This is a genomic window from Niallia circulans NBRC 13626, assembly GCF_001591585.1.
Taxonomy (GTDB): domain Bacteria; phylum Bacillota; class Bacilli; order Bacillales; family Cytobacillaceae; genus Niallia; species Niallia circulans.
On record NZ_BCVE01000010.1, the window covers coordinates 76,969 to 95,055 of the forward strand.

General features: G+C 38.1%; 14 protein-coding genes and 1 riboswitch. Of the genes, 1 reads left to right on the top strand and 13 read right to left on the bottom strand.

Annotated elements, in window-relative coordinates; genetic code table 11:
- Nucleotides 1-89: 89 nt before the first annotated feature.
- The 11 genes from BCI01S_RS13975 to BCI01S_RS14025 form a co-directional block, all read right to left on the bottom strand.
- Nucleotides 90-1,001, bottom strand: coding sequence for a dihydroorotate dehydrogenase (locus BCI01S_RS13975; protein WP_061799392.1), 912 nt, complete (start codon nt 999-1,001; stop codon nt 90-92).
- On the bottom strand, nt 998-1,783 hold the full coding sequence (locus tag BCI01S_RS13980; RefSeq protein WP_061799398.1) for a dihydroorotate dehydrogenase electron transfer subunit: 786 nt from the start codon (nt 1,781-1,783) through the stop codon (nt 998-1,000). Before BCI01S_RS13980 ends, BCI01S_RS13975 begins: the two co-directional genes overlap by 4 nt.
- Before the next feature lie 26 nt (nt 1,784-1,809).
- Nucleotides 1,810-3,075 (bottom strand): Zn-dependent hydrolase, encoded by a 1,266-nt coding sequence (locus BCI01S_RS13985; protein WP_235844508.1) that lies wholly within the window; start codon nt 3,073-3,075, stop codon nt 1,810-1,812.
- Nucleotides 3,076-3,093: 18 nt separating this feature from the next.
- Nucleotides 3,094-3,867, bottom strand: coding sequence for an IclR family transcriptional regulator (locus BCI01S_RS13990; RefSeq protein WP_061799402.1), 774 nt, complete (start codon nt 3,865-3,867; stop codon nt 3,094-3,096).
- A 121-nt stretch (nt 3,868-3,988) separates the two neighbouring features.
- Complete coding sequence (locus tag BCI01S_RS13995; protein ID WP_061799563.1) at nt 3,989-5,218, bottom strand: MFS transporter; 1,230 nt, start codon at nt 5,216-5,218, stop codon at nt 3,989-3,991.
- A 329-nt stretch (nt 5,219-5,547) separates the two neighbouring features.
- Entirely contained in the window at nt 5,548-5,961 is a 414-nt protein-coding gene (locus BCI01S_RS14000; protein ID WP_061799404.1) for a hypothetical protein, read from the bottom strand.
- Between the two features lie 293 nt (nt 5,962-6,254).
- Nucleotides 6,255-7,202 carry an AEC family transporter gene (locus BCI01S_RS14005; protein ID WP_061799406.1) on the bottom strand — a complete coding sequence of 316 codons (948 nt, stop codon included), beginning with the start codon at nt 7,200-7,202 and terminating at the stop codon, nt 6,255-6,257.
- 81 nt (nt 7,203-7,283) lie between these two features.
- Nucleotides 7,284-8,990 (bottom strand): NAD-dependent malic enzyme, encoded by a 1,707-nt coding sequence (locus BCI01S_RS14010; RefSeq protein WP_047941958.1) that lies wholly within the window; start codon nt 8,988-8,990, stop codon nt 7,284-7,286.
- A gap of 1,418 nt (nt 8,991-10,408) precedes the next feature.
- On the bottom strand, nt 10,409-10,969 hold the full coding sequence (locus tag BCI01S_RS14015) for a transposase (RefSeq protein WP_082810064.1): 561 nt from the start codon (nt 10,967-10,969) through the stop codon (nt 10,409-10,411).
- Nucleotides 10,970-11,191: 222 nt separating this feature from the next.
- Nucleotides 11,192-12,196, bottom strand: a complete 1,005-nt coding sequence (locus tag BCI01S_RS14020) for an aromatic ring-hydroxylating dioxygenase subunit alpha (protein WP_061799408.1) — start codon at nt 12,194-12,196, stop codon at nt 11,192-11,194.
- Between the two features lie 25 nt (nt 12,197-12,221).
- Entirely contained in the window at nt 12,222-13,580 is a 1,359-nt protein-coding gene (locus BCI01S_RS14025) for a uracil-xanthine permease family protein (protein ID WP_061799415.1), read from the bottom strand.
- Between the two features lie 182 nt (nt 13,581-13,762).
- Nucleotides 13,763-13,864: riboswitch (purine riboswitch) on the bottom strand.
- Between the two features lie 157 nt (nt 13,865-14,021).
- Here BCI01S_RS14025 and guaD point away from each other — a divergent pair.
- Complete coding sequence (gene guaD / locus BCI01S_RS14030) at nt 14,022-15,389, top strand: guanine deaminase (RefSeq protein WP_061799418.1); 1,368 nt, start codon at nt 14,022-14,024, stop codon at nt 15,387-15,389.
- Between the two features lie 148 nt (nt 15,390-15,537).
- On the opposite strand, the gene BCI01S_RS14035 is transcribed toward guaD, so the two are convergent.
- Both BCI01S_RS14035 and BCI01S_RS14040 read right to left on the bottom strand, forming a co-directional pair.
- Entirely contained in the window at nt 15,538-16,377 is an 840-nt protein-coding gene (locus tag BCI01S_RS14035) for an endonuclease/exonuclease/phosphatase family protein (RefSeq protein ID WP_061799419.1), read from the bottom strand.
- Entirely contained in the window at nt 16,374-18,017 is a 1,644-nt protein-coding gene (locus tag BCI01S_RS14040) for a PTS transporter subunit IIBC (RefSeq protein ID WP_082810065.1), read from the bottom strand. The genes BCI01S_RS14035 and BCI01S_RS14040 overlap by 4 nt, the downstream gene beginning before the upstream one ends.
- Nucleotides 18,018-18,087 lie beyond the last annotated feature (70 nt).

Here is an 18,087-nt window from a genome sequence, read left to right on the forward strand (position 1 = left end):
TTTTCAGCCAAAATCGCTATCTTTTCAGCCAAACTTCTCTTTTATCAGCCAAAACCGCTGCCTTTTCAGCCAAACCTCCATCCATTCGACTACCGAACCACCACTCCACCAATAATATCTTGTATATCCTTTATTCCATGTGCCTGCATATAGGCTTCTATTTCATCGCGGATCGTTATCATTGCTTCTGGATCGACGAAGGAAGCTGTGCCAATTTGTACAGCGGACGCACCTGCGAGCATTAATTCGATGGCATCCTCTCCATTCATGACGCCTCCGCATCCTATAATCGGAAGGGAGGTTGCCTGATACACTTGGTAAACCATTCGGACAACGAGGGGCAAAATAGCTGGGCCGGAATAGCCGCCCATTACATTGCTGATCTTCGGTTTTCTAGTATGAACATCAATAGACATAGCCAAAAATGTGTTGGAAACCGTTAAAATATCGGCGCCGGCTGCTTCACAAGCTTTGGCAATCTCCACAATACTTGTTACATTAGGAGATAACTTCGGAATGAGCGGCTTATTTGTCGACTTTCGTACCTGGCTTACTAATTCATGCGAGATGGATGGATCCATGCCAAACGCCATCCCATTATTTTTCAAATTGGGACAGGAAATATTTAATTCAATGGCCTCCACCTCGTCCATAGCACCGAGCTCTGCGCTAACCTCCACAAATTCCTCGATGCTGTCGGCTGACACACTAGGGATAAGAGGAGTCGAAAAAGCTGCATAAAAGGGGATTGTCTTTTCTTTAAAATACGTTAATCCCTCACTTTGAATCCCAATCGAATTAATCATGCCACCAGCCTTTGTTTCACAAATACGAGGGGTAGGATTGCCTGTTCGCCGATTCTTTGTAATGCTTTTGGGAATAATGGCCCCAATCTGATTGATATCAATATAATTAGTCATTTGTTCCGCAAATGTTCCAGACGCTGGCATAACCGGATTTCGCAAATGAAGATTGCCTAATGTTACTTCCAAGCCACTCATGCAAATACCACCTTTTCTAACGGAAAGACTGGACCTTCCATACAAATCCGGACTGGCCGGATGCGTTCCTCTTCTTCAATCTGACAGACACATCCATAGCAAGAACCAATCCCGCATCCCATATTTTCTTCCAAGGCGATTTCAGCAAAAAGCTTGTGTTCATATGCTAATTCCTTCATTAATATAGATAGTCTTCTTGATCCACATGTATAGATGCCATCTATCTTTTTTTCGCTTATCCATGTTTCTGCTAAAAGTTTTACGTACTGAGGATCACTCGTTCCAGCTTCATCATTTACAAACACAGCTTCCACACCAGCTGCCTTTAACTCCGCTTCCACTAAATAATCTTCCTCTGTTCTAGCACTGACAATCGCAAAACACGAAATATTCTTACTTTTCATCTTGAAAGCAAGAGCGGAAAGGGTGGCAATTCCTACACCTCTAGCAACAACAAGAATATTTTCACTTCCTTCCGCTATGCTAAATCCCTTCCCTAATGGACCAAGTATATCCAGCGTCTCTTCCGACTTTCGCTCCGCTAAAGCCTTTGTCCCAACTCCTTTTACTAAATAAAGAAACTCCAATGTACTTTCTGCTTCATTGATGCGAAAAATACTAAGTGGTCTGCGTAACAAGGGCTTAGGTCCATCATTGCATTTGATATGAAAAAATTGACCCGCTTGAACTGGGAATAGCTGCTGATTGGGAACTTTTACTTTTAAATGAAAATACCGCTTGCTTACTTGCTTGTTAAATATTATTTCTGCCTTCACTGCCATCCTTTTTCTCTCCTTCCTTTCTTTAATTAATACACGGCTATTGCTTGCTGTAATACAGCTGCCTCTAATACATCAATTCCGATTAAAATATCGTCTAAATCGGTATGTTCATCTGGATGATGACTAATCCCGTTTAAAGACGGAATAAAGATTAACCCAACTGGACCGAAGGAAGTCATATTCATGGCATCATGCCCAGCGCCACTTTGCATCCATTGATAAGGAAGCTTTTTTTCCAGACAAATTTTTTCTATTTGAAAAGTAAGCTCTTTTGATAACTGAACAGGCTCTTCCTTGCTAATCTCCTGTGAAGTTATCGTTAAACCTCGTCTTTCCTGAACATCCTCCATTTTTTTTAAAAGAGCAGTGAGTACTTTATTTCTAGAGGCAGTCGAAGTGGAGCGAATATCGACTTTCATTTCGACTGTACCTGGTACCACATTCATCGCCCCCATTGGAATGGAAAGCACCCCGATTGTTGCGACGGTACCGTTATGCTGTTCTTCTTTCGCTGCTTCTTCTAAAGCAAGCGCTAGTTCACTTGCCCCAAGCAATGCATCCTTGCGCATATTCATCGGTGTTGTACCAGAATGTGAAGCAGCGCCTTTTACTTCAATAATGAAGCGGACGGGTGCCGCAACCCCTGTTACTATCCCAATTTTCTTATTGGTATTCATCAGAATCGGACCTTGTTCAATATGTAATTCAAAGAAAGCTTGAAAACGTTCTGTCGCTCTGCTTGCCAAATCCAATTGATCAAATCGCAGAGCACAAAGTGAAAGAGCTTTTTCAAAGGTAATTCCATCCTTATCCTTCAGATGACGATACTTCTCCTTTTGCAGTGTTCCTGCCATTGCTTTGCTTCCAACCGTTGAGACCCCGAATCGAGACGATTCTTCACAGGCGAAAGAAATAATCTCAATCGGATGTTCCGTTTCCAGGTTTTGTTCATTGAGGCGTTTTATCACTTCTAAACCTGCTGTAACTCCTACTACGCCATCGTATTTACCACCTTGGTAAACGGTATCTAGATGGGACCCTATGACAACTGGCGGAAGATTTTTTTGCTTTCCTTCTCTTCTCGCAATAATATTGCCGCAATAATCCATTCTAATTTCTAGGCCCTCATTTTTACACAAACGCATAAAGGCATGACTGCATGCCTGTTCCTCATTTGTAAAGGCCACTCTTGTGATTCCTTTCGTTCCCGAATTATATTGATTCATATTATTCAACAGTTCTTCGTATCTTCTTTTTCGATCCATCTTTCTATCTCCTTGATTATGGGCCATGGAGCTCCGCCCTTCTCTTTATAAGCGAATAGAACTTAATAGATGCATAGATTTCATATGTTCACTTGCCTCTTTGGCCACTTCGTTTATTTGTTTCACTAATATTTCTTGCTGCATTTCGATATAGTCACTTTCGCCAACAATGCTGATACTGACATTCGTTTTTTTGTCATCATAAAATATTGGCGCGGAAATAGCAGATACGCCTATTTCCAATTCTTCAATGCAAAATGCAAGTTGGGAATGATAGATTTCTTTTAGTTCTTGTTTGATATCGAGAGGATTCGTTTTCGTATAGGGGGTGGTAGCTTCAAAGGGTGTCTCTTGCACCATCTTCTCAATCATTGCTTCCTCTTGATACGCCAAAATTACTTTTGCTGCTGCGGCACTATGAATCGGCATCCGTTGTCCCACATGAACAAAATATTTATTGCGCAGATCTGATGGCTGATGGGTGTAAACACAATAGACATCGCCTCCATGATAACGACAAATGAAGGTATACAGATTGGTTTCATTAGATAATTTTTCTCCATATCTGCCCAGTAATTTAATCGGATCCTGCAATCTTAAAAATTGACTGCCCCACAGCATCGTTTTCGGTCCTAGATAATACTGTTTAGTCGTTTTATCCTGCACAACAAGCTGATGTTCACACATACTTGTAAGCATTCGATGAATCGTACCCTTACTTAAATCTGTCTCTCTCGCAAGTTCACTGACACCCATTCCTATATTGGCATTAGAAGAGAGGCAGTCCATTACAACTGTAAAGCGATTTAACCATTCCAAGCCATGTCTCTCCTTTTAAAAAAAGTTTCTCTAGGCGGAACATTGTTCCAGTCTTTTTTAATAAGAGAAGGTGTCATAAAAACACCCTTCTCTCTTAAAATATAGATTGTAACCTTAATTCTTAAACAATCTCTTTATCCTTTGATTCAGGAATTAAAAAGATAAATGCTAGTGCAGATAAAATGTAAACACCGGACAATAAGCTAAGTGCATAGCTTAAAGAATGATTAAGAGAAATATAACCAATAATAAATGGCGCAAATCCCGCGATTGCTCTCCCTACATTAAAAATAATATTTTCTGCAGTGGAACGAACTTCTGTATTATAATGCTCTGCTAGCAGGGCTCCATATCCACCCATCATCCCATTTACAAAGAATCCTAATACGCCGCCAAGAAGCAATAAAGCTGCTGTCGATGTTACTTGGAAATAGACCCAAACAATAATTGCCGCCGCAATCAGGAAAGTGATATAAGATGGTCTGCGTCCAATTTTGTCTGCCAAATAACCAAAGATTAAAATCCCTAATATCATCCCGACAATTGTTGTTACCGTCCATAAAGTTGTTTTATTAAAATTGTAGCCTAGTTCCGAAGCAAGCATCGTCGGCATCCACGTCATAATGCCATAAAAGCCAAAGTTTTGAACACTTGTGGCGATAATTAAGCCAATCGTTATCTTCGTTGTTTCCTTTGAAGCAAATAATTGTCCAATGGCAATTTTATTTTTATTTTCTTCTTTAAGTTTTGTCCAAATCTCTGGTTCCTTTAAATTTTTGCGGGACCAAAACGCAAAAACCGCTGGTACTACCCCTGCAAGGAATACACCATGCCATCCAAATTTCGGTGCAATAAACAATACGGTTAAAGTAGCAAGAACAATCCCTAACTGAAATCCAACCGCTACTACAGATGTAGCACGAGAGCGATACTTCTTCGGCCAAGTCTCACTGACAAGCGTCATCCCAATTCCAAATTCTCCACCAAGACCTAAACCAGCTAAAAAGCGAAAAATCGCAAATGTTTCTAAATTAGGAGCTAAAGCACATAAACCTGTAAAAACAGAAAATATTAAAATAGTCCAAGTAAACACCCGTACTCGCCCAAATTTATCCGCCATTACCCCAAATACAATTCCACCAATTACAGCTCCAAGCAATGTAATAGTAGAAAGGCTTCCCGCTTGCGCTTGATTAATGCCAAAAAAAGCAATTATGAGCGGCAGTGTATAAGCCAAAATCATCATATCTAACCCATCCATGGCATATCCAACCGTTGAAGACCATAGCGTTTTCCACTGATAACCCGTTATCTTCTTTTCCGGTACCTCTGAATTTTCATATGCTTTCATATTCACTGAATAACTCCTCCCCTTAACTTAAATATGACCGATTCTATCCTGTTATCTTTCTATCAAAACCTGCTCCCCTTCTCCTCTCCCCAAAATAACCCTTGTATGTCTTTCTACCGGCAGTGTTTCACTGAACGGAACGATGTTTCAAAATTAAGTAACATAAACGTATATTACTATTAACTTTTTTGAAAATCTATTATATTGTCAGAAAATATGACAATATTTTTTATTTTCAGATATTTATTTCTAGTTTGATCCATACAAAAATATCCTCATCTGGAATGGCGATGAGGGGAAGGATTTTTATACTTAACTATAATAAATTATTATGTATGGTGTAATAGTTTGGTTAGCTGCCTTGCCCAATCTACTAAAGACTGTCTATTAATTATTAATCTAAGGCTAATCCCTGAGTCTGTTCCCATGTTTGAATGAATCATTCCATTGTCAAAGTGAATATAAAATGTATAAAGATTTCCCTCCATTCTTTGATAGCTGAATGAAATGTCGGGTTCAATGGCTGTGATTTCTCCAGAAAGATGGAGGTTTTCCAATTGGGACACCACCGCTTCTATATCATGGTTAGACCAAGTTACCTCATGAGAAAATGTTCCAAAACTAAAGTCAAATGTAAATCTTAATTGTAATTGAATAAAGTCTTCTATATTACGTATATCGATTACTTCTATTTTTAGTTGTGTCTTGCTATATTCAAATCCTTCATCTTTTAGGAAAAACATGATGATGAGTCCCCTCCCTTATCTGATTAATATTATCTTACCATTTTGGTTAGAAGAAGCTGCTGTCATCTATTCTTAAAATAACCTAATGTTAGTGTTTTTTTGTTGTGGAATGGCAGAGTATTTTTCCCCTTAGTTATCAAGGCCCTATTTCTATATACCATTAACATAGCCTCTACCATCAATTTGTCCTTCTAAGATGGACAAAATTGATAGGATGTCTTTTTATGGTGCCTGTCACCAATAAAAAAAGGAAAGCAGAAAAACCCCCCTTCTGCTTCCTTTTTATTTATTTAAATCAACCAGGTTATAAAGATTGGTAATGTAATTAATGATAATATAGTGCTAATTACGAAAGAAGATGCTGTTTCTGTTGTTAGCGAATCGAATCTAGTTGAAATCATCGCTGCAACGGCTGATCCTGGGAATGCTACTAATAAAATAGCTTTTACTGTATCGGCATGGTTTAACCCTACTAGATGAGCAACCAATATCATAAATACTGGCAGCACTATCACTTTTAATAGTGAAATACCAAAAGCAACTCCTTGGAAATTGATCTTGCGAATACCTACGGTTACCCCTACCGCAAATAAAGCAACACCAGATGTTACGGAGCCAATTTGATCAAGCGCACTTTGTACTATTTCTGGTGAGTGGAAACCAAATAGTGTCAATACAACTGCTAGTAATGGAATACAAGCAAGTGGTTCACTTAATCCATGCAAAATAATACCTATTGTGCTTCCCTTCTCATCCTTTGCTTTCCCTTTATTACTTTCGCCGATATTCCCCACAATTGTTGCTAAAGGATCTAAAATGGCATTAACCACAATTCCTGTAATCGCAATAGGAATAGCAACTTCTTGTTGTCCGAATAAACTACCAAGCACAGAAATCCCCATAAAAGCAAATGCCGGCTGCGTAGAATTTAATGAGAACATCGAAGCTTTTGTAACATCATATTTAAAAACAAACTTCGCAATAAGTAGTAATATGACATAAAAACCAATAATACCTATAAACATATTTAAGAAAAACGGCCATTGATCGATTAATGTTTGCTTTGATGTAGTTGTAATTCCAATAAATAAATGCGCTGGTAGTGCAAATTTTGTTACTAATGTATTGAGACCTTTAGAAGAATCAGCATTAAAAATGTTTAGATAGCCACCTAAATATCCTAAAATAATGGTAAAAAAGATGGGGATTAATACTAAAAATATATGTCCAAGAGACATGGTAATTCACTTCACTTTCCCTTTGTTCGTTTCTAAGCTGTTTGAATCGTCTTACAGTGATTGCAAGACGATTCTATTTATTTAATTGTCTTGTTTTAATGTTATTGTTTTATATTCAGGGTTCCACATATAATCATTAAGCGCTTGTTCTATATCCTCTATTTCCGCTTGCGCAATTCCTTCTTCGATCGCAGCTTCAGCTACTGCTATAGCTACGGCTTTAGATACCTCTTGTAATTTGTCAATGGAAGGAAGGATAGATGCCCCAAGCGAGCTGCTATCAGATAATGATGCAACAGCATTTGCGGAGGCTGCAAACATTCCTTTTGAAATAATGGAAGCTTTTGCAATAATTGCTCCTAACCCTAGTCCGGGAAAAACAAACGCGTTATTCGATTGACCAATTTCATATGTGACACCGTTATATTCCACGGCTTTAAATGGACTACCAGTAGCAATTAGTGCTTTCCCATCTGTCCATTTAATAATGTCTTCTGGTGTAGCTTCTGCTAATGGGGTTGGATTAGACATCGGCATGATAATCGGACGTTCAACATGTTTAGCCATCTCTTTTACCACTTCTTCAGAGAAAGCACCAGCTTGTCCAGATGTACCGATAAGAATAGTCGGCTTTACTTTTCTAATAACTTCTAGAAGCGGAATAATATTTTCCTCGTTTCTTTCCCAATCCTCTACTTCTTTTGCAGAACGAACATATGGCTGTTGGAAAGAAACAACATCTGGAGTTTCATCTGTTAATAATCCACGGAAGTCAATTGGCCAAAAGCGATTATACGCTTCTTCTCTCGAAACTCCCTCTAATACCATTGTTTCTACCATTTGATCTGCATTCCCAATGCCAGCAGCACCTGGTCCAAAGATAACAATTCGCTGATCAGAAAGAGACTCTTTCGTAACCTTTAAAGCAGACATGACGGCCGCCAAAGTAACAGCGCCTGTTCCTTGGATATCATCATTGAAAGTAAGAATTTTATCACTGTATTTTTCCATGATTGCACGAGCATTTACATTTCCAAGGTCTTCCCAATGAAGGAGAACATCTGGAAAAGTCTTCAAGGCATTTTCCACAAATTGCTCAATAAACTGATCATAGTTTTTGCCGCGAACACGACTAAATTTGTTACCAAGATATAATGGATCTTTAATTAAAGCTTCATTGTTTGTTCCTACATCCAACACAATTGGAAGCACTCTACTAGGATCTATGCCAGCCGCTGCCGTATACACAGCTAGTTTACCGATCGCAATATTAATTCCTCCGACACCCTGATCTCCAATTCCAAGAATGCTTTCTGAATCAGTTACTACGATTAAATCAATTCCATCACTAGGAATATTTAAATTGTTAAAAGCTTCTTCCATGTTCTCCATATTATCGATAGATAAATATAATCCACCAGGAATATGATATTCATGAGAGTACTTTTGAATCACTTCTCCAACAGTAGGAGTGTAAATAATGGGCAGCATTTCGTTCAGGTTATCCTGAAGTACTTTGTAAAATAGAACAACATTTCGATTGTACAAATCATATAAAAGACCGTTTTTACGTAAATCACTTGTTTGGGCAGAAAATTGTTCGTAAATACGTTTTGCTTGTTCTTCTAATGTTAGAATTTGAGTTGGTAATAAACCATTTAAACCAAGCTCTTGACGTTCTTCTTTCGAAAAAGCTACGCCTTTATTAAGAAAAGGATTTAATAAGAGCTGTTTTCCTTTTAAATTTGTTTGAATAACATCTTGTTTACTAATTGTTCCTATTGCCATGTCTTGCTCCTTCTTTCTTTTTTAAGTTAACAGAAATTCTCAAATTGAGATATCTTTAATTCAAGATAATTTCCGACACTTCTTTTCCTTACGAGGTTTTATTAAGCCTCGTTCCTTCCTATAATTAAACTACTTCTTCTTCCCCCCTTCTCTCTTATAGGTCATTCTTCCTCTTTTTTAATAATTTTTTCTACCCTAGTTATAATCCGTAACCAAATATACTCCTGCTAAAAATGCTTGTCAAGGAATTGATTTAGACAAAAGTTTACGAAAAATAAGGGGACTTTAGTAACAGCGTAGATGGTACCGCTTTATCATCATAGAAAAAACAACGAAATCACTTATCCTTAGTAGAAACAATTTAGCATCCTTGTTTTTGCTTTTACCTCCAGCTTACTCTTTACCCTTTATTAGGTTAACTAGGTAAAATTTAGCTAGTTAACCTAATATAATTGTCCTTAGGAAATATTATAAAAAAACAGCCTCCTGATGAAGATTGTTTTCTGCCTTCAACTTTTGTTGAGAAAATGATCTATTTCTACTTCACTTTCTCTTTTTGATATTCTATTTGACTGTACCACGTCGGCATCATTATTAACCTCAAACACACTGTCTGGAAATTTCTTTTTTGTCCAAAGAAGAAATTTCGTCAACGTCCATGAACGCCAGTCTAGACAGAGGGATCATAGTTGTATTACTTTTGCAATACATAAAGTGGTTATAAATTTTATATCCACGTTTCATTTTAATATGTTCAAGAACGATAAAATATCCTTAATTGAGCTCTGTCCAAGACATTGAAAAAAAGTTTAAATGTTACCTTTACCCATGGAAGCAGACATGAACTAATTTATACTATAGATTAAATGTTCACTTCGTGTTAATAAAGTACAAATGTTATATTTATTTGAGCTTAATGATAATCTCCCTCTATTTTATTTTCTGTTTTTTAGCGATTTAATATACTATTTTGGGAAATAAAATAAAAACCACTATTAATTACGCTAATTTTTTAGGAATTGAATCATAAGTTATAAAGAAATATGGAAGATTAATGATACCACCATGAATTATACTGATTAACAATATTTTCTTTTTGTTTTGGATCTAAACCTAATATTATGGATAAATATGTCTAGTGGATTTTAAAATAAGTGTTTGGAGGGGGGAAGTATGTTTGAAGAAAAAATTCATTCTGACATTTGCTTAAATGCATCAGAAGAACATGGTATTACCTTAAGCCATAAAATCATATCGTTGGAAAAAGGAGAACAAGTGTGAGCCTTGACTTATTATAACAACGGAGAGCATCAAATTCTATTGACTCCCACAACAGATATAGAAGAAAAACGTAAACCTTGGTGGAAAAACTCTTTAAATAAGGTCAACTTATTTAACTTTCCTAAGTATTGCAAAACCTAGATTGGATATTGATCAGATTCTTTTCCTCTCGCATGTAAAAATTGAAGATATTGCTCAGGTTTGGGTTCAGGAAAATACGCAAAAATCCGTTCTGAATTTACCATACTTCCCTCTTTGGTCTCTATATAGTCAAAATAACTGCTCCAAGGATATTCTTCCAAGCTTTCTACCATACCAGCTCGAATTGGATTTAGATGAATGTACCGATTCACTTCTAATTCATATTGAGCAGAAGTAATCAACTCAGATCCATAACGGCTTTCAAACACATGTCCTGTAAAATCGTATTTCTTATTGAAATATATCGCGTAATTAAAATGGAGAGTTCTTATAATGTCACTTGGGGAATGTTGAAGAGTTTTAATTTGAAGATGGATGTGATTTGTCATCAAACAATAGGTTTGCAGAATAAATGGCCTTTCCTCCATTACTTCTGTCAATAATCGCAGATACTTTTCGCGGTCTTCCTCGTCCAAAAATAAAGAAGTACGGCGAATACCTCGACTCGTAATATGATAACTAGCACCAGGATACCAAACACGCTTTTTTCTAGCCAACGAACAACCTCCCTTTTTATGAATTTTGCCTGCATATTATGAAGGATAAAATCGACGAAGATTAAGCAAGAGGGTTTTATTCTATGTCCTCTAATAGAAAGAGGCAGCTTAAAATACAACATTCTACATCCCATACAAAATCCCTGCATTTTCCGACAAAAAAATAGGAAAAGAAATCAAAAAATGATCCCTTTCCCTTTTGTCCTCCTGAGAAAGACAGAATTAGCTTTTTGTCTTTTTATGGTGCCTGTCACTAGGAGTTGTTCCATTTTCCACTCCAAGTTCCTGCAGCCATCTACGGTAGCTGATCGTCAGGGCGTCTGACTTAAGATGCAATTCTGCCTGCAGATCCAATGGCAGTAATTCTGGCTTTTGGCTTTGAACAATATCTAAATCTTGATAAAAGATTTTATCCTGGAATTCGATAAATGGTTCATCTGGTTTATCTAAATCATAGTTTCTTGTTAACAGCATAAAGGCTTTCGACTGTTCGTTATCTTCTTGATTGACGACAAGCAAAATCGTCAACGCATCTTCTGATCCATCTGTTGTTTTTGTGAAACGAGCAGTTGTTGGATTTAAAATTTCATACACATAATTGGCATATCCACCTTTTGAACGTCCATCTGGATTGGGCTGGTAGACAGGAATTTTACTTGTAATAAAACGGTTATCGATAAAATCCACTTTATAATCGACCACTTCGGCATGATCCTCATCTCCAAGCAAGCCTTCATGAACAAACATAAGATGGGAAACATCAAGGAAGTTTTCAATGATTCGCGGTGCATTTGCTTTTACCTCATAAGGACCACATATCGCTGTTCGATATCCTTCTGTACTATATTCAGGATAAGAAATAAGCGGTGCTGGATCATCCCCCAAGTTCACCCAAATAAGTCCAAGGTATTCCTCACAATGATAAACGGTTGCTTTCGCTTTTCTTGGAATAGCTCGTCCATTTGGCAATGCCGGTATCTTGACACATGCTCCTGCACAATCGTATTCCCAAGCATGGTATGCACAAACTAAATTTCCGTTTTTCACCTTACCAAGCGAAAGTGCCGCTCCTCTATGAATACACAAATCTTTAAAGGCATGAACGCCTTTCTCATTTCGAAAAATGGCTACTCTTTCTCCAAGAACAAATACTTGTTTCGGATCATCCTGCAATTCCTCTGCTTTACATACTGGATGCCATTCATTCCATAGTCTATCTTGTTGCATAATCGCGCCTCTCCTGTTCCTATTTTTAGTTAACATTTACCGTTGGCTTGTTTGTATTTACACGCTCTACTTGTTTTTGCGGCAAAACTAGATTAAGAATTAATGCAGCAATGGCTCCTATAGCTGTCCCTGATGATACAAAGTAAGTAACAATTTCAGGCAGCCCATTTAACACATTCGCCGGCATTAATACAGCAAATAAAGCGAGCATGATTGGAACTCCAATAACAATCATATTTCTCTCCGTAAATTCCAATCCTTTCACGACTTTAAATCCATTCATCATAATGATTACGCATAAAATCGCAAATACACTATTAATCACCACACTAGGGATACAGGCAATCAAACTCGTCAGTTTTGGCATCATGCCTAGAACTACTAACATAATTCCACCCATAATAATTGGCTTACGGCTCTTTACTCCTGTAATCGCAATAATACCAGCATTAGAGGAATAGCCCGTTACTGGCGTTCCACCAAAAAAAGAACCGACAAAACAGCCTAACCCTTCACCGAATGCACCGCCATTTAAACGTTTGTCATTAAGCTCTTCACCCGTTACATTGCTTACAGTAAACCATGTTCCCGTTGTTTCAATAGTGACAATTAAGTAAACTACAATCATGACTAGGATGGCATGAACATTGAATTGTGGCGCTCCAAATGCAAATAGACTTGGCATTTGAAACCAGCTTGCATTTTCTAATGAGGCAAAACTAACTAAACCGAAGAAAGAGGCAACAAGTGAGCCTAATCCTAGTGCTAAGATAACCGATACTACTTTTATATATTTCCATTTAGATTTAGCCTTTTCCCCTACGTACATACAGAAAATCAATACAGCTGCTGTAACGGTCGCAACCAAGATATTTTCGCCAAAACTACCTTCTGCTGTATAAATAGAATTAATCGCACTCGGCATTAAAGAAATCCCTACAACCACAATAACAGTCCCAGCAACAATCGGTGGGATGACTTTTCTAACCACTTTGCTATAGAGTTTAAGCGGATAACCAAGCAAGGCAATAATTAACGCACCAGGTATTAAGCTGCCTATCATTGTTCCAATTCCTGATGTCGTTCCAATTGCTGCAAGTGCACTTAATGGCACAAAGGAAGGTCCTTGCATAACAGGAAGCTTCATTGCAAAGCCTGCTTGAATAATCGTTGCAATTCCACATGCGATAAAGGTCATTTGGATCAGCAATGCACTATCCGATACGGAAAAGGACAATAAGCCTGCCAAGATAATCGGCGGGATAAACAAATCCATCGCTAATATTTGCTGTACTCCTAGAAAAATCGATTTGCCAACGGTAATTTCTTCTTTTCCTTTCTGTATATTCCCCTTTGCTTCCAAATCTTTTGCCATATTCTCCATCCCAGTACCCCCTGTTAATGATACCTTCATATAATCCTTGTTTCTTCATTAACGAGCAAATTCACCGAACAGAAAAGCTCGAAGTACATACCTTCCTTAACAAAAGAAAAGCATGCACTTCGAGCCCTTTATAATCAAAGTATGACAAGAATAGACATCTCCCTATAAAGGGACGTCATGTCCATTTTATCTCTGCTTTTCATAGTCAGTTTATTTACGGTAAACAGGTAGAAACTTGTAGGCCATATCCCTACGATTATATGAAAATACACTATTTATTTTTGAATATTATAGCAACCTGAAACATTTGCAATGCTCAAGCCCACCTTCAACATTCACTTCATTTTTTAAAATACGCAATAAAATTTTTTATTTACTAGCAATTATCAACTTGCTACAATGACTATATTAACACAAAACACGAACATTAGGAAGGTGTTTATGAACAATTATACGCATATTTTTCACGGAACTGCTTTTTCTAGTGAATCTCCCAAAAAAGTAACTATATTGAAAGACTATTTATTCTTTATCGATACCAATGGAATGATAAAAAAAATGATTGGACCGGAACAGGCCGAATATCCAGCCTTGTTAGAGACTTATGAAGGACAAGCTAACTTCCACCGTTTAGCAGAGGGGCAATATTTCTTACCTGGTTTTGTAGACTTGCATGTTCATGCACCGCAATGGGCACAGTCGGGTACAGCTTTAGATATCCCGCTATACGATTGGCTGCATACCTATACATTTCCACTAGAAGCTAAGTATGCAGATTTATCCTTCGCCTCATCAGTATATGAAGACTTGGTAAGCACCTTGCTTGCAAATGGAACAACAACCGTTCTTTATTTCGCGACTGTCCACAAAGAGGCGAGTTTGTTATTGGCAAAAATCTGTGCAGAAAAAGGGCAAAGAGGTTTAGTAGGCAAAGTCGTCATGGATGATCCAGAACAAAACCCATCCTATTACCGAGATGCCGATACACAAACAGCTCTAGCTGATACAGAGTCATTTATTTTAGCCGTGAAAGAGTTAGCCAAAGAAGCGAAACAAGGTGTTTATCCTGTTGTTACACCTCGATTTATTCCAAGCTGCTCAGACGAAGCCCTTAAGGGACTTGGGGAATTGGCAGCAAAATATGATACCCATATTCAGTCCCATTGCAGTGAAAGTGACTGGGCCCATGGTTATGTAAAAGAACGCTTGGGTAAGCATGATGCATTCGCTCTCCATGATTTTGGATTATTAGGCGACAAATCTGTGATGGCTCATTGTAACTTCTTAAATGACAACGATGCCGCATTATTTGTGGAAACTGGTACAGCCATCAGCCATTGCCCGCTATCCAACGCCTACTTCGCCAATAGCGTACTGCCCATAAAAAGATTTCAATCAATGGGAATTGATATCGGACTAGGTACAGATATTTCCGCTGGTGCCACTCCAAGTCTGTATGATAATGCGAAGCAAGCCGTTGTTTCCTCGAGAATGCTAGAAGATGGCGTAAATCCAGCTCTTCCCGCAGAGGAAAGAGGCGTACCAGATTCCCGAATTTCTATTCATGAAGCCTTTTATCTAGCAACTGCCGGCGGGGGTGAAAGCTTAAGTCTGCCAATCGGACGTTTACAAGAAAACTACACTTGGGATGTACAAATCATTGATACAAAAATACCAACTGCAAAACTGCCGATTTTCTCTGAAGCAGAAGATTTAGATGATATTTTCCAAAAGATCCTCTATCTCGTACGCCCAGATAATATCTCGGAGGTTTGGGTTCAAGGAGAGAAAGTTCATTCCCGTTCTTGAGAATTCTATTGGTCTACAATCAATCAGATAACATGAAGCACCCTAATCAAACGTTTGATTAGGGTGCTTCTGCTAAGTAAAAAAGCTAATATTGAAGAATATATTTAAATGTCCCTTGTAGAGAGACAGTGTCTTTTTATGGTGCCTGTCACCCTATCTCTACCTTAACCCCAAAATGATCAGACACAACCGGCGTGGTTCTTCCATCAAAAACAGTTTCATATGAGTAAACAGATAGATTAGAAGAAACAAAGATATAATCAATTCGAAGAAGATCACTATTATCCTCCCAGCCATCAATTTTCTTCACCACAGTATGGCTGCCATTTTTGACCGTGGCATCTAGATAAGCATCCTTTAAATGAGGGTGCTTGGAAACAACACTATACCCTTCCTCTTCGATATGGGCAGGGTTATTAAAATCGCCCATCAACAAGATACATCCACCTGCCCGTGCTTCCGCTTCCCATGCTTCAACAAGCTTGTTCCATTCATACAAGAAAGGATAGCTTTCGGTTTCATCCTGCCACCAAGAGAGGTGCAATCCGTATACTAAATAGTTTCTTTCACTTGCTTGAAAACTAACTTCCAACGCTTTTCTTGTATGATAGTCTGTATAATCATCTTTGCGGGACAGCAATATCCCTCTTGCATTTGTTACTTTAAATCGAGTGAGAATGGCGATTCCTTCATCATATTGGTCGTAACCAATATGACTAGGAACCCAGCTCCAATAATATTCAAGCCCTTCTTTCTTCAGCTCCTGCTGGAGAAGAAAAGCAAAGTTATCTTTTTTAATTACCGTATCTTGATTGGGGGCAATGAAAAAAGAATCCACCTCTGCCTCCTCTGCATCCATCGATTGATTTACTTCCTGTAAGGAAATAACATCATAGGAATCAGCAAGCAATTGCTCCTTGATCGCTTCCAGTTTTTCTAAAGGACTTTCTTCTATCCAGCTATGGGTATTTAATGTTAATAATTTCATTCACTTTGCTCCAAATAGTCATTAATGTCTGATTTCAGAATGTCAGCCTTTGGACCATAGATAGCTTGAACACCGCCATCCTTCTTAATTAAGCCCATTGCACCAGCTGCTTTCCATGACGATTCATCGCCTACTTTATCTAGCTCTTTTACGGAGACACGCAGTCTTGTCATACAGGCATCCACATCGGTAATATTAGCTTTTCCGCCTAATAAGTCGACAATTTCTAACACTTGGCTGTTAGTAGGACCAGCGTTCCCAGCTTCTGTGGTGTTAGAATCTGCATCACTTTCATAGTTACCATTGCGACCTGGTGTTGAAAAATTAAATTTCTTAATCATGAAATTCGCAATAAAATAGCTCACTATAAAGAAGACAATACATACAATTACAAAGTTTAGGACGTCGCCTCCCAAGCCTGCTTTAAAAGCAATCGGCAAACGTGTAATCAGTTCTAAGTTTCCAAAGGAATGGAGCCGTAAATGGACCATATCCGCAGAGGCAAAAGCTAATCCTTGTAAAATAGCATAAACAACATAAAGTACTGGAGCAGCAAACATAAACATGAATTCTAATGGCTCTGTAACCCCTGTTAAGAAGACAGCGATGGCTGCGGAAAAAATCATTGATTTATATTTTTTCTTTTTATCCATATCCACATTTCGGTAGATTGCAACAGCGACTCCCATCAAAATTGCTGTCGCCCCAATCATCTGCCCTACTTTAAAACGTGCTGGAGTAACAGATGATAGCAGTTGATTATATGCCGCAGTATCACCCGCATTTTGTAGATTCACTAAATCACTTGCCCATGCTAGCCAAAGTGGGTCTTGTCCAAATACTTCCTTACCAGCCATCACACCAGACATAATCGTATATGTTCCACCTAGTGAGGTATAGTTAATTGGAATCGTTAACATATGGTGTAGACCAAATGGAATAAGTAGACGTTCAGCTGTACCATAGATAAAAGGCGCTAGGATTGGAGCGCTTTCACTTGAAGTCGCAATCCACAGTCCAAAATGGTTAATGCCTGTTTGGATCGTTGGCCAAATCACCGCAAGGATCAAGGAAACGATAACAGACCAAAGGATAACCACAAACGGCACAAATCGTTTTCCATTAAAGAAGGCCAGCGCATCCGGCAGCTTTCTGAAATTATAATATTTATTATAGACAATGGCTCCGATAAAACCGGAGATAATCCCCACAAACACACCCATATTAAGTGCAGGCGCTTCCAATACACTTGTAAAATAACCTTCTACTAAAATCTTGGTTCCAAATAAAGTATGCGTAAATGCTCCTTCTTCGGATAGCATTTCATTTGTAACTCCAAAGATAGAGCCTGTAATTCTATTAATTAATAAGAAGGCAATCCCCGCAGCAAAGGCCCCGCCTGCTTTTTCCTTTGCCCACGAACCACCAATTGCTAAGGCAAATAAAATATGTAAATTCCCAATAATCCCCCAACCAATATTCTCTACAACGCTTCCAATTGTGATAAAAACAGAAGCATCAATCATGGCAATCAGCTTACCTAAACTAATCATGATTCCAGCTGCCGGCATAACAGCTACCACTACCATCAATGCTTTTCCGAATTTTTGCCAAAATTCAAATGACAACATTTTTTTCATTGTGTTCCCTCCTATTTCCAATTAAAACGTTTGCACTAAAACTTATCTTTGATTATAGTAATATATCTAC

What these genes read in the sequence shown, in the direction of transcription:
- BCI01S_RS13975 (WP_061799392.1), bottom strand. Translation starts at nt 1,001, where the DNA reads ATGAGTGGCTTGGAAGTAACATTAGGCAATCTTCATTTGCGAAATCCG.
- BCI01S_RS13980 (WP_061799398.1), bottom strand. Translation starts at nt 1,783, where the DNA reads ATGGCAGTGAAGGCAGAAATAATATTTAACAAGCAAGTAAGCAAGCGG.
- BCI01S_RS13985 (WP_235844508.1), bottom strand. Translation starts at nt 3,075, where the DNA reads ATGGCCCATAATCAAGGAGATAGAAAGATGGATCGAAAAAGAAGATAC.
- BCI01S_RS13995 (WP_061799563.1), bottom strand. Translation starts at nt 5,218, where the DNA reads ATGAAAGCATATGAAAATTCAGAGGTACCGGAAAAGAAGATAACGGGT.
- BCI01S_RS14000 (WP_061799404.1), bottom strand. Translation starts at nt 5,961, where the DNA reads ATGTTTTTCCTAAAAGATGAAGGATTTGAATATAGCAAGACACAACTA.
- BCI01S_RS14005 (WP_061799406.1), bottom strand. Translation starts at nt 7,202, where the DNA reads ATGTCTCTTGGACATATATTTTTAGTATTAATCCCCATCTTTTTTACC.
- BCI01S_RS14010 (WP_047941958.1), bottom strand. Translation starts at nt 8,990, where the DNA reads ATGGCAATAGGAACAATTAGTAAACAAGATGTTATTCAAACAAATTTA.
- BCI01S_RS14020 (WP_061799408.1), bottom strand. Translation starts at nt 12,196, where the DNA reads ATGCAACAAGATAGACTATGGAATGAATGGCATCCAGTATGTAAAGCA.
- BCI01S_RS14025 (WP_061799415.1), bottom strand. Translation starts at nt 13,580, where the DNA reads ATGGAGAATATGGCAAAAGATTTGGAAGCAAAGGGGAATATACAGAAA.
- guaD (WP_061799418.1), top strand. Translation starts at nt 14,022, where the DNA reads ATGAACAATTATACGCATATTTTTCACGGAACTGCTTTTTCTAGTGAA.
- BCI01S_RS14035 (WP_061799419.1), bottom strand. Translation starts at nt 16,377, where the DNA reads ATGAAATTATTAACATTAAATACCCATAGCTGGATAGAAGAAAGTCCT.
- BCI01S_RS14040 (WP_082810065.1), bottom strand. Translation starts at nt 18,017, where the DNA reads ATGAAAAAAATGTTGTCATTTGAATTTTGGCAAAAATTCGGAAAAGCA.